This window comes from Porphyromonas uenonis 60-3, assembly GCF_000174775.1.
GTDB classification, from domain to species: domain Bacteria; phylum Bacteroidota; class Bacteroidia; order Bacteroidales; family Porphyromonadaceae; genus Porphyromonas; species Porphyromonas uenonis_A.
On the sequence record NZ_ACLR01000226.1, the window covers coordinates 24,147 to 47,146 of the forward strand.

The window sequence follows — 23,000 nt, forward strand, 5'->3', positions numbered from 1 at the left end:
TATCTACTGGATTATGGAACAGACAGATCCCAAGAAGCTTTCCAACCGCTATTGCCCCGAAGGCATGAGCGTTGAAGCATGGCAGATAGCCCTTCGCAAGCAGTTTGCCGAGCAAAACGAGTTTACCGTCTCGCACCTAGACAACAACCGCATTTGGGGCGACTACATGGTGCAGAGCGGTTCAAATCATTATCGTGTCGCCTTCCGTGGCGTACGGAGCGACCGCAACTACTGCGCTTGTCTAGACTTTCGCACCAGCGGGCTAGGTACTTGCAAGCACGTTGAGGCGGTCATTAACTACCTCTCGGAGGAGGTCCCCGGCTATCCCTGGGGCACCACACCCTTCCAGCCCGATCGCACCTCTATCTTCATCAGCTACAAGGGCGGACGCACCATCGAGTGCAGCATAGGCAAGGGAAAAGAGGAACTCTACGCCGACTGGCAGGCACGCTACTTCGAGGGGACGCTTCTACCACCGAAGCATTACCACCTCATAGACCAAATAACAGAAGAGGCCAAGGAGCTCTCCAGCACCTTCCAGTGCTACGACGATGTCTACGAGATGATCCGTGGCTATCTCCGTCTGCACAACTGGCGCGGACTAGTCGCCCGCACGCTCCCCGATGGCGAGCTACCGCAGCCCTATGCGCAGGCTATCGCTAGCCCCGAGATGCGCCAGACGCTTTACAAGCTTCTGCACCAGAGCTACAGCATCATACCAGCGCCTCATAGCGAGACGATCATAGAGCCTATCATAGCGCTGATGCGCTTCGTCTCGGTCCATGACGCTGGGCGCATGCTGATTGTGGTGCGCAGTGAGGCGGAGCAAAGCCTTTGGTACACGCTCCTCGACCAGAGAGGCGTCACCGAGGGCGTTACCGTGGCGCTCTCCTCCGAGGTTAATAGGCAAAACACAAGCATCTCAGGAGCCTACAGCCTAGTCTTTGTCGCTTGTGGCGAAAAGCTCAGCAAGTGGACCGATCCCATCTCCATTGCGCTCAAGCGCCTTGCCATCAAGCATCTCTACATCTCGGTACCGCACCTATCGCTCTTCACGCCCCTGCAGTTCTCCTCTATCACGCAGCACATCGACCCCTATTTGCTAGGGCCGACCTACCTCTTTATAGAGGATGCCAAGCAGTTCTTCCCGATGACAGACCTCCCCGAGCGTCTCCCCGAGCGTCTCGATGGTTTGGTCACCTTCCTGCCCGATGACCCGACCATCCGCACCTACGAGCCTCAGCTGCCGAGCACTCCGAGCAAAGAGCCCGTATGCGACGACGAGGCGCTCCCCTACCAGCTCCTCCAGGCGCTACGTGACGCCATCGCCGATCCCAAGCGACGCATCCGCCTGCTCGATACGCTAGACTCGATCCTTCAGGAAGAAGAGCAAGAGTAATATGGTAGACCTCACTGCACTCAACGAAGCACAGCGAGTTGCCGTCGTCTATAACGAAGGTCCCGCCCTAGTCATCGCTGGGGCGGGCTCGGGCAAGACCCGCGTCATCACCTACAAGCTGGCTCACCTCGTAGACCAGGGATGGAACCCCCAGCGACTCTACGCACTCACCTTTACCAACAAAGCTGCCGGCGAGATGCGCTCACGTGTCAGCGAAATGCTTGGCGAAGGCATCGCCTATAGGCTTCGCATGGGCACCTTTCACTCCATCTGTGGACGTATCCTACGACGCTACGCCCCACTGCTTGGCTACAGCCAGGACTACTCCATCTACGATACCAGTGACACCAAGGCGCTCATACGCAACTGCATCAAGGAGCTAGACCTTAGCGACAAGAGCTACACCCCGACGCGTGTCCTCAAGCGCATATCCGATGCGAAGAATATGCTCATCTCCCCGCAAGCCTACGCCGCTAATCAGGAGATACGCAAGTACGATACGATGAATCAAGAGGGCGAGCTATACAAGCTCTACAGCCTCTACACCCAGCGCTGCAAGGAGAGCAACTCGATGGACTTCGACGACCTGCTCTTCCTCCTCAACGTCCTCATACGAGACTTCCCCGAGGCGCACCAAGAGATCAAGAGCGGCATAGACTTCCTCCTCATCGACGAGTATCAGGATACAAACACCTCGCAGTTTGAGCTAGCCCGTCACCTCGTCGCTGACCACAACCGCATCTTTGCCGTGGGCGACGATGCCCAGAGCATCTACTCCTTCCGAGGGGCGCGCATTGCCAATATCCTAAGCTTCAAGCAAGCCTTCGCCGGCGCCAAGCTCTTTAAGCTAGAGCAAAACTACCGCTCCACAGGCCATATCGTGAGCAGTGCCAATGCCCTCATTGAGCACAACCAGCAGCGCATCCCCAAGGAGGTCTACACCGACCTCGGCGAGGGCGAGAAGCTACAGCTCTACCACTACACCTCGTCCGACGAAGAGGCGACGCGACTCATCGACATCATCACGCAGCGACACGATGAGGAGCAGATACCGCTCTCTGATCAGACCATCCTCTACCGCACGAACGCACAGAGCCGTAAGTTCGAGGAGGTGCTTCTCTCGGAGGGCATCCCCTACGTCATCTACGGAGGCATGGCCTTCTACGCTCGTGCCGAGATCAAAGACGCTATAGCTTATCTCCAGCTCATCATCAACCCGCACAACGAGCTGGCACTGCGCCGAGCCATCGCCTATCCACGCAAAGGTATTGGCGACAAAACCATCGAGAAGGTAGCTCTCTATGCGCAACAGCATAGCCCGCAGCTATCGCTCTATGACGCCCTATGCGCCGCCATCGACAGTGCCGACCCCGTCGGTCTAAGCCGAGGCGTACGCAACAAGATAGCCTCCTTCGTCAATCTCATTGACTCGCTCGCCTCCGCTTATCAGCACTACGCCAAGCTCGAGGAGTGGATCGCCCATATACTCCGTGAGAGCGGCATCGTCGCTGAGCTCACACGCGAAGACACCGTCGAGAGCCAGGCCAAGCTCGACAACCTCAAGGAGTTTATCAGCAGTGCCTCCGAGTTTGAGGCTCGCTATCGACAAGACCCACTCAACCTCTTTGCTGAGGAGCCACTAGGCACCGAACTGCTCAGCGCCTTTGCCCAGCAGATCCCCCTCCTGACCAACCAAGACCAAGACAATGTCGAGCAGCAGAGCGGAGTTGCCCTACAGGATCGGCTACAGCTCATGACCATCCATGTCGCCAAGGGACTAGAGTTCCCCTACGTCTACATCGCTGGCGTAGAGGAAAACCTCCTCCCCTCCTCACGTAGCCTCGACACCGCCGAGATGATCGAAGAGGAGCGCCGACTCCTCTACGTCGGCATCACACGAGCCCAAAAGCTCTGCACCCTCAGCTATACCAGCATACGGACACGCAACGGTAAGACCGAGCTCATGATCCCAAGCCGCTTCATCGCTGAGTTACCACGGGCGCACTACACCCTCCACGAGGAGGCAGCTCCCATCGGTACCAGCGTGCGCAGCTATGCCAACAGCTACCAGCCAACGACCAACAGCCAACGGCCAACAGCCACCAGCCCCAGCGCTAGCTCCGCCACGGCACAACAGATGCTTGCGAAGAGTTCGCCCGTCAATGCCCTCGAGAGCCTTGACGGCTACCACGTCGGCGACCGCGTGCGCCATCCACGTCATGGCGACGGCGAGATACAGCGCATCGAGAGCGCCATGGGCGGCAAACTAACCATCCACTTCGACGATGGCAAGACCCGCGAAGTCCTCATCCGCTACACCCACCTAGACCATATATAAGTAAGACCTCAGATTAACCTAATAACCCTAATACATAAACACCTATGGAACACAACAGTTGTGACCATCATCAATCCCCAGCTCATCGACAAGGCGTGACGGATATGTGGGCTGATTTGCGTAGCTTTGTGCAGGTTTGAATTTTGAATTAAGACGATATGAAGAATAGACTCTGCGACCTGCTAGGCATTCGCTACCCGATCATCGCGGGCGGTATGATCTGGTGTAGCGGTTGGCGACTGGCCTCGGCTGTGAGCAATGCGGGGGGACTGGGCCTCCTGGGGGCTGGCTCGATGTACCCTGAGGTGCTACGCGAACATATAGCCCGCTGCCGTGAGGCTACGGATCGACCTTTTGGGGTTAATGTGCCGCTGCTCTATCCTGAGATTGATACGTTGATCCAGATCATTATCGAGGAGCAGGTGCCTATCGTGGTTACCTCGGCGGGTAGTCCCAAGCGCTTTACGCTTCTCCTCCATGAGCACGGTATCAAGGTGATGCACGTGGTCAGCAGTACGAAGTTTGCGGTCAAGTGCCAAGAGGCGGGTGTCGATGCGGTGATTGCTGAGGGCTTTGAGGCTGGCGGTCACAATGGTCGTGAGGAGACGACGACGATGTCGCTGATACCGGCTGTGGCGCAGGCTATTGACCTGCCCCTCGTGGCGGCTGGCGGGATAGCTTCGGGGCGCTCTATCGTGGCGGCTCAGAGCCTGGGTGCCGAGGGGGTGCAGATCGGGACGCTCTTTGCGCTGAGTGAGGAGAGTAGCGCGCATGCAGCCTTCAAGGAAGCGTGCGTCAAGAGTGACGAGGGGGACACGATATTGACCCTCAAGGAGCTCGCTCCGACACGTTTGCTGAAGAACGACTTTTACCAACAGGTTGCCACCCTGCAAGCTCGGGGCGCCTCTGCCGATGAGCTACAAGAGCTACTTGGGCGGGCTAGGGCGAAGCGTGGTATCTTCGAGGGAGACCTCGCAGAGGGCGAGCTAGAGATTGGTCAGGTGGCTGCGCAGATAGAGCAGGTGCAGCCGGTGGCTCAGATCTTCGACAATCTTATTGCTGAGTACAATGCGGCTCGTGCGGAGCTACTGGATATGAACTGGACAAATTGCTAAGGGCTATACCTTATACATATGTACGACAAATATACTTACCATCCTTATCGCCATCTGACGGGTGCTGGCGTGGCGTTGATAACTCCATTTCTAGAGAATGGGCAGGTGGACTCGGCTTCGCTGAGCCGTCTGACAGAGCATATAGTCTCGGGCGGATGCGACTTTGTGGTGCTACTCGGCACTACGGGCGAGTCGCCTACGGTCGTTTATCCTGAGCGGTTACTACTGATTGATGTGGTGCGCCGCACGATCAATGGGCGCTGTCCACTGGTGATCGGTGTCGGGAGCAATAACACGCAGGATCTGTGCCAGCGTATGAGCGATCCGATCTATGACAATGTCGATGCGATCCTCTCGGTGGTACCTTATTATAATAAGCCAACGCAGGAGGGGCTGTACCTACACTTCATGGCTGTTGCCGAGGCGAGCAAGAAGCCGATCATACTGTACAATATCCCCTCGCGTACGGGTTGCGACCTACAGCCTGAGACGGTGGCTCGGCTACAGCGTGACTCGGCAAAGATCATCGGTATCAAGGAGGCTTCGGGGCATGTGGAGCGGATTGATCAAATCCGTGAACTGTGCCGTCCGGACCTGCTGGTCTACTCGGGCGATGACCACCTGACGAAAGATATCATTCGTGCAGGAGGTGACGGAGTCGTCTCGGTCGTAGCAAACGCTTATCCGCAAGCGATCAAAGCGCTCGTATCGGCTCTGATTACGGAGCAGCGGGAGCAGGCGGATGAGATTGATGCGCTCTTTACGGAGATGTATCAGTTGCTCTTTAAGGAGGGCAATCCTGTGGGCATCAAGGGACTGCTGCACACCATTCATCTCATAGAGACGAGTGCGGTGCGCCTGCCGCTCTGCCACGCTACGGAGCAACTCACGAGCCACCTACGTGCGGCACACGAAGAGCTACTCGCCCCTCTGCAGCAGTTAGGAATAGAGCCTAAACTATGATCCTGAGTTCGCTGAGTGTCATCAACTTTAAGAATGTCGCCACGGCAAACTGTCACTTTGCCCCCAAGCTCAACTGCTTCTTCGGGGGCAATGGGATGGGCAAGACCAATCTCCTAGATGCCATCCACTACTTATCGGTGGTGCGTGGCCATCTAGGTACGACTGACCGCTATGCCATACGCCACGGAGCGCAGGAGGCGATCATCCAGGGCGAGTACCTATGGGACGATGGGCAGGAGGACAAGATCAGTCTGCGCATCTCTGCCGAGCGGAGCAAGCAGCTCTCTCGCAATGGGCGTCTCTACAAGCGTCACAGCGACCATATAGGGCGCTACCCTCTGGTTATCATTTCGCCACATGATCAGAGGCTCATACGTGGTGGAAGCGACGAGCGCAGGCGCTCCGTGGACCGTATCCTCTCACAGCAAGATGCGACCTATCTGGCGAACTTGATCAACTACAACAGAGCTCTCGATCAGCGCAACAATATGCTGCGCAACCAGATCCACGAGCCAGCTCTGATGGATATCCTTGAGGAGACCTTAGCAACGACAGGTCTGGCGGTTACGACGATGCGACAAGCTTATGTCGAGGAGCTTGTCCCCACCTTTGATCAGATCTACCAGCACCTAGCTGCGGGCGTAGAGCGTGCGGTCCTATCCTTTAGCGCAGGGAGTGCCAGCACTGCCGAGGAGCAGCTGCGTATACTGCGCAATGGTCGTCAGCGGGACTACGAGTATGGCTTCACAGCGACCGGTTGCCACAGAGATGACTTTGAGATGCTCCTCGGAGAGAACCTGATGCGCAAGATAGGCTCCGAAGGACAAAACAAGACTTACCTTATCGCCTACAAGCTAGCTGAGTACCGCTATCTGCAGCAGCACTTGACGAATCAGACGGCTCCCCTACTCCTCCTCGATGACATCTTCGACAAGCTAGACAGCGACCGTGTGGAGCGCATCATCGAGCTCGTCGCTACGGATACTTTCGGGCAGATCTTTATCACCGACACGAACCGCAAGTACCTCGATGAGATCATCTCCTCGAAGCAAGTCCCCTATCGACTCTTCCAGATTCAGGAGGGTTCCCCGACAGAAGTCACCGCAGGGTGCTAGTCATTTTGTAAGAAAAGAGTACTCTTTGGGCTTGAAAAAAGGACTTTAGCGCAAAGTCTTGTGGAAATAGTTTGTTTCTCCACTTTAATTCCGTATCTTTGTAGGGGCAAAGAGAGGAGACTCTAAAAAGCTTTCCCTTTGTCCCTTCTAAACAAAGCAAAAGGAGGACGTCCAGCCCTCCTATTGCACACATAAACAAGCATATAATCCCAAAACAATAAATATAGTAAGATGAAAAAGCACAACTTCTATGCTGGTCCCTCGGTACTGAACCGTGGCGTGATCGAGCGCACTGCTGATGCGGTGCTGAACTTTGCTGACATGGATCTCTCACTCCTTGAGATCTCACACCGCAGCAAGCAATTCCAAGCTGTAATGGACGAGGCCGTAGCTACATTCAAGGAGCTACTGGACATCCCCGAGGGTTACGAGGTACTCTTCCTCGGTGGTGGTGCTAGCCTCCAGTTCTACATGGTACCGCTCAACCTCATGGGCAAGAAAGCAGCTTACCTCAACACAGGTACGTGGTCTACCAACGCTATCAAGCAGGCTGGCTACGTAGACAAGGTATTCGGCACGGAGACTGTTGTTGTCGCTTCTTCAGAGGACAAGAACTTCACCTACATCCCCAAGAACTTCACCATCCCCGAGGATGTAGACTACTTCCACTACACTTCCAACAATACCATCTACGGTACAGAGATCCGCAAGGACTTCGACTGCAAGGTACCTCTCGTAGCCGATATGAGTAGTGATATCTTCTCTCGTCCAGTAGACGTAAGCAAGTACGACTGTATCTACGGAGGTGCTCAGAAGAATATGGGCCCTGCAGGTACAACCTTCGTAGTAATCCGCAAGGACGCTCTAGGCAAGTTCGAGCGTGTCATCCCAACGATGCTTGACTACCAGACGCACGTCAAGAAGGGCTCTATGTTCAATACACCTCCTGTCCTACCTATCTACACCTGCCTCCAGACCATGAAGTGGTACAAGGAGATGGGCGGTGTCAAGGCTATGGAGCAGCGTGCTAAGGAGAAGGCTGATGCTCTCTACACAGAGATCGACCGCAACAAGCTCTTCCGTGGTACTGTTGAGGCTGAGGATCGCTCTCGTATGAACGTATGCTTCGTCCTCAATGACGAGTATGCTGAGCTACAGGATGACTTCTTCAACTTCGCTACCGAGCGCGGTATGGTAGGTATCAAGGGTCACCGCTCTGTAGGTGGCTTCCGTGCATCTCTCTACAACGGCCTCGAGATGGAGAGCGTACAGGCTCTGATCCAGGCTATGCAGGACTTCGAGAAGAAGCACTAATCTCTCTCATTACTTACATAACACTATCTGTCCTACCCCGCAGCACCTCACACCAACAGGGGGTCTACGGGGTAGGCTCCTAAATAAAGATATCACTCAATACTATGACTAAAGTACTTATCGCAACGGAGAAGCCCTTTGCACCAGTCGCTGTAGATGGCATTCGTAAGATTGTAGAGGGTGCTGGCTTTGAGCTAGTACTCCTAGAGAAATATACAGAGCGTCAGCAACTCCTCGACGCTGTCAAGGATGTAGACGCTATCATCGTACGTAGCGACAAGGTCCAGGCTGACGTCTTTGAGGCTGCTAAGAATCTCAAGATCGTCGTACGTGCTGGCGCTGGCTATGACAACGTAGACCTAGAGGCTGCTACCAAGCACAATGTCTGCGTGATGAACACCCCAGGACAGAACTCTAACGCTGTCGCTGAGCTCGCTTTCGCGCTCATGCTCGCTATGGTTCGCAACCACTTCAACGGCAAGTCTGGCTCTGAGCTCAAGGGCAAGAAGCTCGGTATCCAGGGCTTCGGACACATCGGTCGCTGCCTAGCTAAGATCGCTCACGGCTTCGGCATGGAGGTCTACTACAACAAGCGTCACCGTCTTGATGCCGCTGAGGAGAAGGAGCTCGGGCTCACCTACTGCAGCCAGGAGGACCTCTTCAAGCAGTGCGACATCGTATCGCTGAATACGCCTAAGACCGCTGAGACTGTCAAGAGCATCAACGGTAAGTATGTCAAGATGATGCCTCAGGGTGGTCTTATCGTCAATACAGCTCGCAAGGAGATCATCGACGAGGAGTGCTTCCTCGCAGCTCTCAAGGAGCGCACAGACGTACGCTACGCTACCGACATCCAGCCTGACATGCACGAGGAGTACCAGAAGGAGCTACAGGATCGCTACCTAGCTACCGCTAAGAAGATGGGCGCTCAGACGGCTGAGGCAAACATCAACGCTGGTCTTGCTGCTGCTAACCAGATCGTCGGCTTCATCAAGGATGGTTGCGAGACCTTCCGCGTCAACTAATCTGTAGACGACTTAGAGACTTTGGTCTCCTCACCTAGAGGGGACCGAAGTCTTTCTTTTTCTCTCTCACCACACACTCAAAGACTCTTTATTATGGCTATAATCAAACCATTCAAAGGATACAGACCACCTCAAAACCTTGTTGAGAAGGTCAACTCTCGTCCCTACGACGTGCTAAACTCTGACGAGGCTCGCAAGGAGGCTGAGGGCAACCCCATGTCTCTCTACCACATTATCAAGCCAGAGATCAACTTCCCCGCAGGCACCGACGAGCACGATCCCAAAGTCTACGACGAGGCTGTCAAGCAGTATCAGCACTTCAAGAAGGAGGGCTGGCTCGTACAGGACGACAAGGAGTGCTACTACGTCTATGCTCAGACGATGAACGGCAAGACACAGTATGGTCTCGTCATCGGCGCTTACGTCGAGGACTACCTCAACGGTGTCATCAAGAAGCACGAGCTCACACGTCGTGACAAGGAGGAGGATCGTATGAAGCACGTCCGCATCAACAATGCGAACATCGAGCCGGTCTTCTTCGCTTACCCTGACAATGCTGAGCTAGACAAGATCGTCGCTAAGTACACGGCTCAGAAGCCTGTCTACGACTTTGTTGCCAACGATACCTTCCAGCATCAGTTCTGGATCATCGACCAGGATCAGGACATCAAGCGTATCACCGAGCTATTTGGTCAGATGCCCGCGCTCTACATCGCTGACGGTCACCACCGTAGTGCTGCTGCAGCGCTCGTAGGTGCTGAGAAGGCTAAGCAAAACCCCAATCACCGTGGTGATGAGGAGTACAACTACTTTATGGCTGTAGCCTTCCCCGCTAACCAGCTCACCGTCATCGACTACAACCGTGTCGTCAAGGACCTCAACGGGCTCACCAGCGAGGAGTTCCTCAAGAAGCTTGAGAAGGACTTCGTCGTCGAGAAGAAGGGCACAGAGATCTACAAGCCCTCTAAGCTGCACAACTTCTCGCTCTACCTCGATGGCAACTGGTACTCGCTCACCGCTAAGCCAGGCACCTACGATGATAGCGATCCTATCGGCATCCTAGACGTCACCATCTCGTCGAATCATATCCTCGATGAGATCCTCGGCATCAAGGATCTACGTAGTGATAAGCGCATCGACTTCGTCGGTGGTATCCGCGGTCTCGGCGAGCTCAAGAAGCGTGTTGACTCAGGCGAGATGAAGGTCGCACTAGCCCTCTACCCCGTCACGATGAAGCAGATCATGGATATCGCTGACACGGGCAACATCATGCCACCTAAGACCACCTGGTTCGAGCCTAAGCTCCGCTCTGGTATCGTCATCCACGAGCTCAGCTAGAGCACGACTCATCTATAGACAATTAGGGGGACTGTACCTTTTGCGGTGCGGTTCCCTTTTTCTATTCTGTTGTGGCAACCGCTTATCGGTCAGAATAGCGTAACTATCAGTGCCACTAGGATGAAACTATAGTTCCAACTAGGTGAAACTAAAGTTTCATGCGGGAGAAACTAAAGTTTCATACGGGAGAAACTGGAGTTTCATACAGGAGAAACTGGAGTTTCATGCGGGTGACACGGTTTACTCTAGCGGTATCCCGACTGATTTCGTACCTTTGTGCTGGAAGTCTCCCCAATGTGGTGGAGACATATACCTCTCTAGATAGCTTTATGAATCAAGTATCTCCTTCTCCTGAGACTCTATCCGCAGCGCGTGAGGCGGTCGATGTATTACAGCGTGGTGGTATCATCCTCTACCCTACTGACACGATCTGGGGCTTGGGATGCGATGCGACCAATGAAGAGGCGGTGGATCGTCTCTCGGCTCTTAAGGGTCGCCCCACGGGCAAGCCTATGCTGATGCTGGTTGATAGTGACATGCGCATACCATCTTATGTGCGTACGGTGCCGTCAATGGCGTACCAATTGATCGATGTAGCGGTGCGTCCGCTCACGATTATCTACCCTGGGGGGCGTAATGTGGCTCCGCAACTACTGGCGGAGGATGGCTCGATCGGGATACGCATCGCGAGCGATACGCTCTGTCAGGAGATCTGCCGACTACTACGCCGACCTCTCGTCTCCACCTCGGCCAATCTGGCGGGGACCACTTCACCGCACAATTACTCGGAGATTGACCACGAACTGATCAAGTTGGTCGACTATGTAGTCCCGCTACGCCAAGAGGAGCACATCGACGGAATGCCCTCAGACATTATCAAGCTGGGGCTCAATAATGAGGTGCGGGTCATTCGCTAGGTAAACGGTTGGTCAAAAGCTCCTAAACGGTCCTTTAGTGGCTCCTAATCACGTTCCCCATCTATGAGCAAGAAGTCTCGACAAGCTACGGTACGTCTGCGCTACATCGTCTCTGATCTTGTGGCGGTACTGCTGGCGACGACACTCTTCAACGTGGTGCGCTACGTAGTTGAGGATCAGAGCGCAACCTTTGGCGAGCTGTCGCTCTTCCTCTTCAATACGAAGATGTACTGGGTGACGCTCGTGGTGGTGCTCTTCTGGATGGGCTTCCTGACGCTCTCGGGGTACTATAATAAAGTATTGGCGAAGAGCCGCATCGACGAATTCTTCCTGACGGCTGGGAGTGTCTTCGTGGGGGTGGTCATCGAGTACCTCTTCCTCGTGGTGGACGATGTGATCGATGGGCGCAGTGCGCATCTGCTCCTCTTTGCGCTCCTCTACCTGACGCACTTTCTCCTCATCTATGCGGGTCGTCTGACGATTACTTTGCAGCAGATCCGGTATGACCGGACGCCAGAGCATTGGCCACATATCCTGCTCATCGGTACGCCTGAAGTGATGGACAAGTTGCAGGCGGTGCGTATGGAGATGCACTACCACGCTGTGGCTGAGCTCCCCTTCGGCTCAGAGCCTGTCACGCTAGAGCAGGTGCAGGCGATACTAGAGGAGCAACCGATTGAGGCGATCTATATGGTGGCCAATGAGGCGGATACGCTACGAGCTACGCATCTGCTCTATGAGCTGTACCGCTGCAAGCTACCGATCAAGATATACCTAGAGGGGGTCATGGGTGTACGCTCCTCGCTACAAGCGCGTACGCTCCGTGGGCTACCGCTACACGACGTGACGCAGACGCAGATGAGCGAGATGGAGCGCAATGTGAAGTGGCTCTTTGACCGTCTCTTCTCGCTAATCTTGCTACTGCTTCTGTCGCCTCTCTTTGCGGTACTGGCGGTCTTGGTTAGGCGCTCTTCGGAGGGTCCCGTCTTTTACCGTCAGGAGCGTGTGGGGCGCAGTGGCAAGCCTTTTTGGATCTATAAGTTTCGCACGATGTACACAGATGCAGAGGCTGCGGGTCCTCAGCTGAGCCATGAAGGAGACAAACGGGTCACGCCACTGGGAGCCAAGCTACGCAAGTACAGACTAGACGAGCTACCCCAGTTTTACAATGTATTGCGAGGCGATATGTCTATCGTAGGGCCTCGTCCCGAGCGCACTTACTATATCAAGCAGATCCTCGAGCGGGCACCCTACTACTACCTACTACACCAGCTACGGCCGGGCATCACATCGTGGGGAATGGTACGGTACGGCTACGCCTCGACGGTCGATGAGATGGTCGAGCGACTCTACTACGACTGGCTCTACTACGAGCATATATCGATCAAGCTCGACCTAGCGGTGCTGCTCTGCACGGTGGGCACTATTATCAAGGGAAAAGGAAAGTAACACGGCTGCGATGACGACTACGACTACACGAACATCACTACTACAACGCTTCATCCTATGGCGAGAGACGCATATCAGTGAGCGCATCTTCGTACTGATCTTATCTTTTATCATCGGTATCTTGACCGCCCTGGCTGCCTTTGCGCTCAAACAGTTGATTGGCACGATACAGCATCTCCTGATGCCCGCTATACGGCAGGCTAATGTGTGGTACCTGATCCTGCCTCCTATCGGTGTACTGCTGACGGCGGGCGTGGTCAAGCTCTTCATCCGTGACGACATAAGCCACGGCGTGACGAAGGTACTGGGCGCTATGTCACAGCGCAAGAGTCGTATCAAGCCACACAATATGTGGTCGTCGCTCCTAGCTAGTTCGATCACCATTGGCTTCGGAGGCTCGGTCGGTGCTGAGTCGCCTATCGTGATGACGGGAGCCGCCATCGGGAGCAATACGGGACGGCTCTTCAAGCTGGAGCAGCGTCAGCTGATGCTCCTCGTGGGGTGTGGCGCTGCAGGAGCTATTGCGGGTATCTTTAAGGCACCCATTGCGGGCTTGGTCTTTGTGGTGGAGGTGCTACTCCTCGACCTGACGCTAAGCAGTGTGCTACCGCTACTGATTAGCTCGGTCACATCGGCTACGACCGCTTACCTGCTGACGGGACAGCAGGCGATGTTCTCCTTCTATCAAAACGACCCCTTTACGGCAGAGCGTATTCCCTACGTAATTCTGCTCGGTATCGCCTGTGGCTTCACTTCGCTCTACTTCTCCAAGGTGATGTTTGCCCTGGAGAGTTGGCTCAAGGGTCGCAACAACTTCTTCAAGCGTTACGGCATCTCGATGCTCATCCTCAGTGTGGCTATCTTCCTCTTTCCTCCGCTCTTTGGCGAGGGCTACAGCACGCTCAGTGATCTGATGGCGGGACAGTACAGCTCCGTGACGGACAATAGTATTTTCGCCTCCTTCGGGAGTAACTACTGGGTCATCTTCGCCTTCCTCCTCTGTACGATGCTGGTCAAGGTCTTTGCCTCCGTAGCGACCAATAGCGGTGGCGGGTGCGGCGGACTCTTTGCACCTAGCCTCTTCGTGGGGGGCTTGTGTGGCTTTGTCTTTGCCTATGCGCTAAACTTCTTCCCCTTCATTGAGGTCTACCTACCGCAAAAGAACTTTGTCCTCATGGGCATGGCTGGCGTGATGGCGGGCGTGATGCACGCTCCGCTGACGGGAACCTTCCTCATCGCTGAGCTAACGGGGGGCTACAACCTGCTCCTGCCACTCATGCTGGTCGCTATCTGCTCCTACGGGACGATCCGCATCTTCATGCCTCACAGTATCTACTCTCTACGCTTAGCGCAAAAGGGCAAACTGATGACCCACAGCAAGGATCAGGCGGTTCTCACGGTGATGAGCATCGACAATGTGATCGAGACGGACTTTGATAAGGTCTACCCCGACATGACGCTCGGTGAACTGGTTCAGGTGGTGGGGCGTGCGAAGCGCAATCTCTTTCCTGTGGTGGAGCGAGAGACTGATAAGCTCCTTGGGGTGGTTTCGCTCGATGATATACGCAACATCATGTTTCGCCCTGAGCTTTACGATCGCTACAAGGTGGATCGCATTATGGTTTCCCCTCCAGCCCGCATCCAGAGCAATATGCACATGGATCATATCATGCACCTCTTTGATGAGACCAAGGCGTGGAACCTCCCCGTTGTAACACCCGAGGGACAGTACCTCGGCTATGTCTCCAAGTCTAAGATATTCAACACCTACCGAGAGGTGCTCAACGTCCTCTCACCTGACGAATAAACAGCTAGCTATGAAGAAAGATCAAGTCCGCATTATCTTTTACGGCACCGCTCCCTTTGCGACGGCGTGCCTAGAGCGTCTCGTCGACGAGGGCTACCCTATTGTCGCTGTCGTCACGGCTCCCGACAAGCCAGCGGGACGTGGGCACCGCCTACAGCCCTCTGCGGTCAAGGTCTGTGCGACCAAGCTTGGACTACCTATATTACAGCCGACAAACCTACGAGACGAAGCTTTCGTCCAGCAACTCACGGAGCTAAAGCCAACGCTCGGCGTGGTAGTCGCCTTCCGCATGCTACCTCGTGAGGTGTGGAGCCTGCCCCCGTGGGGAACGGTCAATATACATGGTTCGTTACTTCCGCAGTATCGTGGTGCTGCTCCGATCAATTGGGCGCTAATCAATGGTGAGCGGGAGACGGGCGTGACCCTCTTTCAGCTACGTCACGAGATCGATACGGGAGACATCATTGCCGCTTCGGCTTGTCCGATCGAGCCGGAGGACGACTTCGGCACGCTTTACGACAAACTGATGGCTCTTGGCGCAGAGCTACTGGCTCACGGCTTGAGCTTGCTAATGCAGCACGATGGTCGCTACCCGCAAGCTCTACCGCAAGAGGAGCACCCTGACCTGCGCCCTGCTCCTAAGCTTACGAAGGAGAACACGCGCATTGACTGGCACCAGTCAGCTCACGAGATACACAACTTGGTACGTGGCCTAGCGCCTCAGCCTGGAGCCTGGACGATGCTGGAGCTTCCCAACGAAGAGCCGCTACTTGTCAAGATCTACGCTACCACGCTCCCGCAGCAGGAAGCGAACGAGCGACCCGTGGGACAGTGCCTCTCTCCTCGCAAAGGTCAACTAGCCGTGCAGTGTGGCGATGGACTTCTCTTGATTGATCAGCTAAAGCCTCAAGGCAAGAAGCTTCTCTCGGCACGTGACTGGCTCAACGGACTCAAAGTCTCTGTCGAGGAGGTTCGCTTTGTCTAGTCGCTTCCACACAAGCAAGTAGCACATATCTAGTGACCCCACAGCTATCCATCACCCTGCCTCCCTCGAAGAGTCTCTACAATCGGCTCTTTGTGATGGCACGACTGGCGCACCTGCCGATCCCCTCGCTGTGGCGTCAGATAGATCTCTGCGAAGACTTGGCGGTGATGCTACACGCCTCGGGGAGTAGCGAGGGACGCATATCCGTAGGGGCTTCGGGCACGGCTATGCGCCTCCTGACCGCACTCTTTGCTTTGACCACAGAACGAGAGGTTCTGCTGGTCTCTCCTGTTCGTCGTATGACCGAGCGACCGCTTGCACAGCTCATTACACTACTCTCTCAGCTCGGAGCCGACCTCGCCCAACCATCGTCCCAAGAGCCTGTCGAAGGTCTTTACCCACTGGTGCGCATTCGTCCGATGAACCCGCAGCAGAAAGGTCTACTCCCCACGCTAACCCTGCCGAGCGGACTAGAGAGTAGCCAGACGGTCACCGCCCTACTCCTCATTGCGCCCTATCTGCCCCACGGACTAGCCCTTCGCTGGCAAGACGACCAGCTTCCCAGCGCCTCTTACATCCAGTTGACCTGCTCCTTAATGCAGGCGTGCGGCATTGACCTCTCAGTTGATCGCCACGGGATCTATGTTGCTCCAGGAACCTACTGCGAGGCAACGCTCACACGCTTACTCTCGCATCCCATCGGCGACTGGTCCTCAGCACAATACCCTCTCCAGTGGGCGCTCATGACGCCACGACCCTGCCAGCTTTTCTTGACCAACGTTCCAGCGCTGAGTTTACAGCCCGACGCCCGTGCCTTAGAGCTACTACAGATCTCCCCCGAATGGCTAAGCGCCGGCGACGACACCCTCTGCTTTGACAGCGAGTTCCTGCAAAAGCATCTGCGTAAGCTCACGTTTGGGAGTATTTCCCTGTCAAACAATCCAGACTTCGCCCCCACACTCATTGCCCTCCTCCTCTACTATCAGAAGAAAGCGCAGCTCCGTGGACTGGACCACCTACGCCTCAAAGAGAGTGACCGCATCGCCCTCATCCTGCGCAATGGAGAGCAGCTCGATTATCAGCTCAGCTACGAGACGGAGAGTGGCTTTTGCTTAGCTGGCAGCGCACCAAGCTCCGTTCACACTCCCGTACCCATTGCCACAGATGCCGACCACCGCATGGTGATGGCGTGGGCTCCTTTCGCCTGGTATCACCAGCTACAGATTGAGACCCCGCAGGCGGTTGACAAGAGCTACCCCACCTTCTGGCGAGACCTTCGCAAGCTCTGCGAGATCATCGCGACACCTTTATATATATGAGCACGAATCCTCTTCACTATGACCTTTGACACACTAGACCTTTCGCCCGAACTCCTTCGTGCCACCACCGACCTAGGCTTCTCCGAGCCGATGCCCGTACAGCAGGAGGTCATTCCATACCTATCCACTCATCGAGGGGATCTGATTGCGCTCTCCAAGACTGGCTCGGGCAAGACCGCAGCCTACGGACTACCCCTCTTAGAGCGCATCATCCAGGCAAAAGGCTCCGCACCCTGTGGGCTCATTCTCACGCCAACACGAGAGCTCGCAATACAGGTACAGAGCGACTTAGTCGCTCTGGCAAAGTACACCTCTGTTCGCCAGATCCTAGCACTCTACGGCGGTGCCTCCATCGAGGAGCAGATCCGTCAGCTCGCCAAGGGATACCATATTATAGTAGCCACTCCTGGCAGACTCTGCGACCTGATCAGGCGCAAAGCTGTCAAGCTACGCAAGGTCTCGGTCGTCGTCCTCGACGAAGCCGATGTGATGCTCGATATGGGCTTCCAGCGAGATCTGCAGGAGATCCTGCAGGCGGTGCCACAGCAGGTGGAGCATTGGCTCTTTTCCGCCACGATGAGCCGAGAGGTGCGGGAGATAGCCGACAACTATATCAGCGATGCCCACGAGGTGCAGATAGGTGCGCTCAATAAAGCGAATGCCGACATCAAGCATCTCTACGTAGCGGTCCCAGCACGGCACAAGTACGCTGCTCTGAAGCGTGTCGTCGACTACTACCCCAACATCTACGGAATCATCTTTTGCCGTACACGTGCTGAGACCAAAGAGATTGCCGAGTGGCTCATACGAGATGGGTACAATGCCGATGCGCTACATGGTGACCTTAGCCAAGCGCAGCGAGATATGGTGATGAACCGCTTCCGCATACGCAACCTGCAGTTGCTCGTTGCGACCGATGTGGCAGCACGTGGACTCGATGTCGACGATGTCACTCATGTGCTTCACTACGGCCTGCCCGCAGATCCCGATAGCTACACACATCGCAGCGGACGCACCGCTCGTGCTGGCAAGACGGGTCTCTCGATAGCCATCTGCCATCTACGCGACAGCAAGCAGATACGCATCATCGAGCAGCACGCTGGCATTCGGATTGAGTCGATGCCCCTCCCCTCTGGTCAGGAGATTTGTAAGAAGCAACTCTTCGCTCTAGCGACCAGGATCGAGTATGCCGACAGCAACGAGCATGGCACCCAGTACGATGAGCTACTCAATGCGATTGTGCAGAAGCTCGCCTGGCTCCCTCCCGAGGAGATCATACGTCGTGTTCTCACGCTGGAGGCGGACCGCATCATGCGTTACTACGCCAATACGCCCGACCTCTCAGCCCAAGAGCTGGCAACCGAAGAGCCTAAGTATAGGACAAAAGGTTCCCCCGAGGAGCATCGCAAAGCGCCCAAAAAGCGTAGCCGCACCGATCTACCGCCCATGACCTCGCTAAGGATCAACCTCGGCAAGCGCGACAAGCTCTATCCGAACCGTCTCCTAGAGTTGATCAACCGCACGCTCCCCTATAAGATCACCATTGGCAAAATAGATCTCAGTCCCAGCTACAGCTACTTTGAGGTAGCCAGCGAATGGGCCGAGACAGTTGCAGCAGCCCTGAGCGAAGAGGAGTACAACGGACGCCCCATCCGTGTCACCATCCAGAAGGATCGGTAAAAGCCATAAGCCTGTAGACTACCCGCTCTAACTAAAAGCATAGCCAAAAGGAGTCGTCTGTGCTCTCTTTTCCACGCTCAGGCACCTTTTAGGTATTGCAAAAGTGTTATTTATTTGCTACCTTGCGACAAGTTTAGTGAGAAGCTAGTCAAGTAAGCCTAAGTAAGGGGAGAAACAAAGCATCCAGCCACCCTCCTTTCGCCCACCTCCGAGTAGCACATTCGCTAGACTTACACATTGACGACCGCTACACTAGCTAGTGGCGTCTAGGTGGTTACAATCAAATTATTCACTCTAAGTATAACAGGCTATGCAATTGTATCAGACATCAGACATTCGAAACATCGCCGTCATCGGCGGCTCGGGTAGCGGCAAGACAACTCTTGCCGAGGCTATGCTCTTTGAGAGTGGCGTCATCAAGCGTCGCGGGACTATCGAGGCACAAAACACCGTGTGCGACTACTTCCCCGTAGAGAAGGAGTATGGCTATACCGTTTTCTCTACCCTATTTAGTGTCGAGTTTGCTAATCGCAAGCTCAACTTCATCGACTGCGCAGGCTCCGATGACTTCGTCGGTGGCACTGTCGCTGCACTCCACGTGACCGACTCAGCGCTCGCTGTGGTCAATGCCAAGGAGGGTGTCGAGGTCGGCCTGATCAACCAGATGCGTATCATAGAGCAACTGCATAAGCCTGTGCTCTTTACCATCAATCAGCTGGATAGCGACAAGGCAGACTACGAGAGCACAGTCGCTGGACTCAAGGCTCGCTACGGTGGCAAGGTGGTTGTCATACAGTATCCCGTACAGGAGGGTCTTGACTTCCACCAGGTAGTCGATGTGCTCAATATGAAGATGTACCAGTGGAAGCCCGAAGGCGGTACTCCCGAAGAGCTCGAGATACCAGCAGATCAGCGAGAGCGTGCCGAGGAGCTTCGCCAAGCACTGATCGAGTCAGCTGCTGAGCACGAGGAGCACCTGATGGAGACCTTCTTTGAGAAGGGGTCGCTCGACGAGGAGGAGATCGTGCAGGGCATGCGCAAGGGTATCGTCCTCGGCGATATGTACCCCGTTTTCTGCGTTAGCGCACTCAAGGATATGGGTGTACGTCGTACGATGACCTTCCTGGGCGATGTAGCACCACGCGTCACCGAGTCTGCGCTCCCCGTCACAACGGAGGGCGTAGAGGTAGCGCCCGATGCTACCGCTCCCGTGAGTCTCTACTTCTTCAAGAGCACTGTGGAGCCACATATCGGTGAGGTCTCTTACTTCAAGGTCATGAGCGGTACGCTCAAGGAGGGTATGGACTTGACCAATGCAAACAATGGCTCCAAGGAGCGCCTCGGCCAGATCAATGTGGTAGCTGGTGCGCAAAAGGAGAAGGTGAGCCAGCTCGTCGCTGGAGACTTTGGAGCTGCCGTAAAGCTCAAGGATGTACGTCGTGGAGCCACTCTCAACGATAAGGGCGTGGACTACCAGTTCCCCAATATTGAGTACCCTGCCCCCAAGTACCGCCGTGCTATCGTACCAGTCAATGGTGCCGATGCGGAGAAGCTAAGCGAGGCGCTCACACGTATGCAGGAGGAGGATCCCACATGGATTGCTCAGCAGAGCAAGGAGCTACGCCAGCTCATTGTGTATGGTCAGGGAGAGTTTCACCTACGTACGCTCAAGTGGCGACTGGAGAACAATGACAAGATCCCCGTCACCTTTGAGGAGCCACGCATCCCCTACCGTGAGACTATCACGAAGGCAGCCCGCGCTGACTACCGTCACAAGAAGCAGTCGGGCGGTGCTGGGCAATTTGGCGAGGTGCATCTGATCGTCGAGCCTTACGAGGAGGGCAAAGAGCTACCGAGCGTCTTCCGCTTCAACAACCAGGAGTTCAAGATTACCCCTCGAGACACCCAGACCGTCGAACTAGCCTGGGGTGGCAAGCTAGTCTTTGTCAATAGTGTCGTAGGTGGCGCCATCGACAACCGCTTCATGCCAGCCATCCTAAAGGGTATCATGGAGCGCATGGAGCGTGGCCCGCTGACGGGCTCCTATGCTCGTGATGTGCGTGTGATCGTCTACGATGGTAAGATGCACCCCGTGGATAGCAATGAGATCTCCTTCATGCTGGCTGGGCGCAACGCCTTTAGCGAAGCCTTCCGCAATGCAGGGCCTAAGATCCTCGAGCCTGTCTACAGCGTCAATGTGACCGTACCCGCAGACTACCTCGGTGATGTGATGAGCGACCTGCAGGGACGCCGTGCGCTGATCATGGGTATGAGTAGCGATGGCAACTACGAGCAGCTCTCTGCCAAGGTGCCTCTCAAGGAGATGAGCGACTACTCCACTTCGCTCAGTTCGCTGACGGGTGGACGCGCCTCGTTTGTCATGAAGTTTGACGCTTACGAGCTCGTACCGTCAGATGTACAGGAGGCACTCTTGAAGGCCTACACAGAGGAGAGCGAGGAGGAGTAACAGACGGCTCCCCGCCACCCTACTAAGTTCTAAGAGCGGTCTCAAGTCACGACGACTTGAGGCCGCTCTCTATCTGCTCTCAAGAGCGTAGTCGACAGCTCTCCCGAAGGGCACCATTTGTCGCTTCGTATCGTGCTGATTTCTTCGCAGATACGAGTTCCAAAAATGGTTCCCCTCTTGGAACTTTTTAGTTCCAAGGGAGGAACTCTTCAGTTCCAATAGAGGAACTATTAGGGGGAAGGGCATTAGGGAGAGGATTGCGGGTAAGTAAATGGAAATGAGAGGGATTTGCAGTGTTTCTCTATGTTCTACACAGAGGGTAAAAGTGCAGAAAGCGTGGATTTGTGCAGAAGTTCCGTTACCAAATCGTTAGCCCATTCTCCGAATGGTAACGAAGAGGTAGGAGCAGGTAACTGACGGAAGAGTTTTCGGTAAGTGAACTCTCTGCGATTTCGTTGCTGTTGCTCTGATATACAACGCTTTGCGTAGCTGAGAACGCTTCGGTAACGGGTAACTTTGCCCATAAAAACAGAAGCGTATGCAAACAGACAAAATGAAGGTGTTGCTCTACCTCAAAAAGAGCGGATTGGACAGGTCGGGGCAAGCTCCGATTATGGGGCGGATAACCTATGGGCGAACCATCGCCCAGTTCAGTTGCAAGCTCTCGTGCGACCCCAAGCTGTGGAATGCTCGTGAGAGCAGGCTGAACGGCAAGAGCCGTGAAGCTGTGGCAACGAATGGCAAGTTGGAGCGCTTGCTTTTCTCGGCGCAGTCGGCTTATCAAACCCTTTGTGAGCGAGGGATTGTCTTTACAGCGACTGACATCAAGGAGTTACTGCAAGGTAGTATGCAAAGTCAAATCACCTTTTTGGAGCGGTACGATCGAATGGTTGAAGAGATGAAGCAAAAGGTGGGGATAGAAATCAAGGGAACGACTTTAAGTAGTTACTTTACTATTCGAAAGCATCTGAGAGCCTTTATTGAGGAGAAGTTCCACACTTCAGATATTGCTTTCGGACTGATAGAAGAAGACTTCTTGGATTGCCTACAACGCTACTCTGTCGGAAAGCTGGAACATTCACAAGGTCATTATCGTAAGATGGCTTTAGCGGTGAAGAAGGTCTGCCGTTTGGCATATCGTGAAGGGTTGATAACGCGACAACTGTTTGCTCACGTAACGATTGAACGAGGAGAGAACAAGCGACCTCGTGCATTGGATAGGGCATCGTTGGATAAGTTGCAGAGCCTGACCTTTGAGCCGTATGAGGTGGAGTTGGAGACTGCTCGAGACCTCTTTCTCTTCGCCTGTTATACGGGTGTTGCCTACTGCGATATGGTCACTCTTAGTCGGGAGCATCTCTTTACTGATGATGAGGGGGCATTATGGCTTAAGTTCCGCAGACAGAAGACCAATACGCTTTGTCGTGTGAAACTCTTATCTGAAGCGGTCCGTCTGATGGAGCGACATCAATCGGAAGAACGAACTACGCTCTTTGCTCCCATTGCTTATTCGGTTTACCTCGCCCAACTCAAAGCCCTACAACTTCGAGCTGGTATCTCTATTCCCCTTTCGGCACACGTTGGTCGCCACACTTTTGCGACCTTGATAACTTTGGAGCGAGGAGTGCCGATCGAAACGGTGAGCCGCATGTTGGGGCATAGCAATATCCAAACGACCGAGCGATATGCTCATGTGACTCCGAAGAAGCTTTTCGATGAGTTTGAGCAATTCCTCTCTTTCACTGAAGAGCTAACCTTAACCTTGTAAG

At 54.7% G+C, this 23,000-nt stretch carries 16 protein-coding genes; all 16 read left to right on the forward strand.

The genetic code is table 11. From position 1 onward, the window contains the following. Nucleotides 1-13 precede the first annotated feature (13 nt). Nucleotides 14-1,399 (forward strand): hypothetical protein, encoded by a 1,386-nt coding sequence (locus tag PORUE0001_RS09070; protein ID WP_007366164.1) that lies wholly within the window; start codon nucleotides 14-16, stop codon nucleotides 1,397-1,399. Nucleotide 1,400: 1 nt separating this feature from the next. Beyond that, nucleotides 1,401-3,737 carry an ATP-dependent helicase gene (locus tag PORUE0001_RS09075; protein WP_007366145.1) on the forward strand — a complete coding sequence of 779 codons (2,337 nt, stop codon included), beginning with the start codon at nucleotides 1,401-1,403 and terminating at the stop codon, nucleotides 3,735-3,737. A 158-nt stretch (nucleotides 3,738-3,895) separates the two neighbouring features. Further along, a complete protein-coding gene (locus PORUE0001_RS09080; protein WP_007366154.1) occupies nucleotides 3,896-4,852 on the forward strand; it encodes an NAD(P)H-dependent flavin oxidoreductase in 957 nt (318 codons plus the stop codon). An 18-nt stretch (nucleotides 4,853-4,870) separates the two neighbouring features. Further along, nucleotides 4,871-5,815 carry a 4-hydroxy-tetrahydrodipicolinate synthase gene (gene dapA, locus PORUE0001_RS09085; RefSeq protein ID WP_007366183.1) on the forward strand — a complete coding sequence of 315 codons (945 nt, stop codon included), beginning with the start codon at nucleotides 4,871-4,873 and terminating at the stop codon, nucleotides 5,813-5,815. After that, nucleotides 5,812-6,930: a DNA replication/repair protein RecF gene (gene recF, locus PORUE0001_RS09090; protein ID WP_007366147.1), complete on the forward strand. Its 1,119-nt coding sequence runs from the start codon at nucleotides 5,812-5,814 to the stop codon at nucleotides 6,928-6,930. Before dapA ends, recF begins: the two co-directional genes overlap by 4 nt. A gap of 231 nt (nucleotides 6,931-7,161) precedes the next feature. Then, nucleotides 7,162-8,244, forward strand: a complete 1,083-nt coding sequence (serC, locus tag PORUE0001_RS09095; RefSeq protein ID WP_007366168.1) for a 3-phosphoserine/phosphohydroxythreonine transaminase — start codon at nucleotides 7,162-7,164, stop codon at nucleotides 8,242-8,244. A gap of 104 nt (nucleotides 8,245-8,348) precedes the next feature. Continuing rightward, the gene (locus PORUE0001_RS09100; protein WP_007366173.1) at nucleotides 8,349-9,269 is read left to right on the forward strand and encodes an NAD(P)-dependent oxidoreductase; all 921 of its coding nucleotides are present in this window, start codon (nucleotides 8,349-8,351) and stop codon (nucleotides 9,267-9,269) included. A 93-nt stretch (nucleotides 9,270-9,362) separates the two neighbouring features. Further along, entirely contained in the window at nucleotides 9,363-10,607 is a 1,245-nt protein-coding gene (locus PORUE0001_RS09105) for a DUF1015 domain-containing protein (RefSeq protein WP_007366136.1), read from the forward strand. A gap of 329 nt (nucleotides 10,608-10,936) precedes the next feature. Next, a complete protein-coding gene (locus PORUE0001_RS09110; protein WP_039865852.1) occupies nucleotides 10,937-11,524 on the forward strand; it encodes an L-threonylcarbamoyladenylate synthase in 588 nt (195 codons plus the stop codon). Between the two features lie 63 nt (nucleotides 11,525-11,587). Beyond that, nucleotides 11,588-12,973: an exopolysaccharide biosynthesis polyprenyl glycosylphosphotransferase gene (locus PORUE0001_RS09115; RefSeq protein ID WP_007366165.1), complete on the forward strand. Its 1,386-nt coding sequence runs from the start codon at nucleotides 11,588-11,590 to the stop codon at nucleotides 12,971-12,973. A gap of 10 nt (nucleotides 12,974-12,983) precedes the next feature. Next, on the forward strand, nucleotides 12,984-14,780 hold the full coding sequence (locus tag PORUE0001_RS09120) for a chloride channel protein (protein ID WP_007366177.1): 1,797 nt from the start codon (nucleotides 12,984-12,986) through the stop codon (nucleotides 14,778-14,780). Nucleotides 14,781-14,790: 10 nt separating this feature from the next. Continuing rightward, nucleotides 14,791-15,765 carry a methionyl-tRNA formyltransferase gene (fmt, locus tag PORUE0001_RS09125; protein ID WP_007366161.1) on the forward strand — a complete coding sequence of 325 codons (975 nt, stop codon included), beginning with the start codon at nucleotides 14,791-14,793 and terminating at the stop codon, nucleotides 15,763-15,765. 32 nt (nucleotides 15,766-15,797) lie between these two features. Beyond that, nucleotides 15,798-17,084: a 3-phosphoshikimate 1-carboxyvinyltransferase gene (locus PORUE0001_RS09130; protein WP_007366181.1), complete on the forward strand. Its 1,287-nt coding sequence runs from the start codon at nucleotides 15,798-15,800 to the stop codon at nucleotides 17,082-17,084. An 18-nt stretch (nucleotides 17,085-17,102) separates the two neighbouring features. Further along, on the forward strand, nucleotides 17,103-18,764 hold the full coding sequence (locus PORUE0001_RS09135) for a DEAD/DEAH box helicase (protein WP_007366144.1): 1,662 nt from the start codon (nucleotides 17,103-17,105) through the stop codon (nucleotides 18,762-18,764). A 310-nt stretch (nucleotides 18,765-19,074) separates the two neighbouring features. Further along, the gene (locus tag PORUE0001_RS09140; RefSeq protein WP_039865853.1) at nucleotides 19,075-21,231 is read left to right on the forward strand and encodes an elongation factor G; all 2,157 of its coding nucleotides are present in this window, start codon (nucleotides 19,075-19,077) and stop codon (nucleotides 21,229-21,231) included. Nucleotides 21,232-21,769: 538 nt separating this feature from the next. Then, the gene (locus PORUE0001_RS09145; RefSeq protein ID WP_039865854.1) at nucleotides 21,770-22,999 is read left to right on the forward strand and encodes a site-specific integrase; all 1,230 of its coding nucleotides are present in this window, start codon (nucleotides 21,770-21,772) and stop codon (nucleotides 22,997-22,999) included. Nucleotide 23,000: the final 1 nt, after the last annotated feature.

Coding starts and splice junctions, on each gene's coding strand:
- PORUE0001_RS09070 (WP_007366164.1), top strand. CDS start 14: ATGGAACAGACAGATCCCAAGAAGCTTTCCAACCGCTATTGCCCCGAA.
- PORUE0001_RS09075 (WP_007366145.1), top strand. CDS start 1,401: ATGGTAGACCTCACTGCACTCAACGAAGCACAGCGAGTTGCCGTCGTC.
- PORUE0001_RS09080 (WP_007366154.1), top strand. CDS start 3,896: ATGAAGAATAGACTCTGCGACCTGCTAGGCATTCGCTACCCGATCATC.
- dapA (WP_007366183.1), top strand. CDS start 4,871: ATGTACGACAAATATACTTACCATCCTTATCGCCATCTGACGGGTGCT.
- recF (WP_007366147.1), top strand. CDS start 5,812: ATGATCCTGAGTTCGCTGAGTGTCATCAACTTTAAGAATGTCGCCACG.
- serC (WP_007366168.1), top strand. CDS start 7,162: ATGAAAAAGCACAACTTCTATGCTGGTCCCTCGGTACTGAACCGTGGC.
- PORUE0001_RS09100 (WP_007366173.1), top strand. CDS start 8,349: ATGACTAAAGTACTTATCGCAACGGAGAAGCCCTTTGCACCAGTCGCT.
- PORUE0001_RS09105 (WP_007366136.1), top strand. CDS start 9,363: ATGGCTATAATCAAACCATTCAAAGGATACAGACCACCTCAAAACCTT.
- PORUE0001_RS09110 (WP_039865852.1), top strand. CDS start 10,937: ATGAATCAAGTATCTCCTTCTCCTGAGACTCTATCCGCAGCGCGTGAG.
- PORUE0001_RS09115 (WP_007366165.1), top strand. CDS start 11,588: ATGAGCAAGAAGTCTCGACAAGCTACGGTACGTCTGCGCTACATCGTC.
- PORUE0001_RS09120 (WP_007366177.1), top strand. CDS start 12,984: ATGACGACTACGACTACACGAACATCACTACTACAACGCTTCATCCTA.
- fmt (WP_007366161.1), top strand. CDS start 14,791: ATGAAGAAAGATCAAGTCCGCATTATCTTTTACGGCACCGCTCCCTTT.
- PORUE0001_RS09135 (WP_007366144.1), top strand. CDS start 17,103: ATGACCTTTGACACACTAGACCTTTCGCCCGAACTCCTTCGTGCCACC.
- PORUE0001_RS09140 (WP_039865853.1), top strand. CDS start 19,075: ATGCAATTGTATCAGACATCAGACATTCGAAACATCGCCGTCATCGGC.
- PORUE0001_RS09145 (WP_039865854.1), top strand. CDS start 21,770: ATGCAAACAGACAAAATGAAGGTGTTGCTCTACCTCAAAAAGAGCGGA.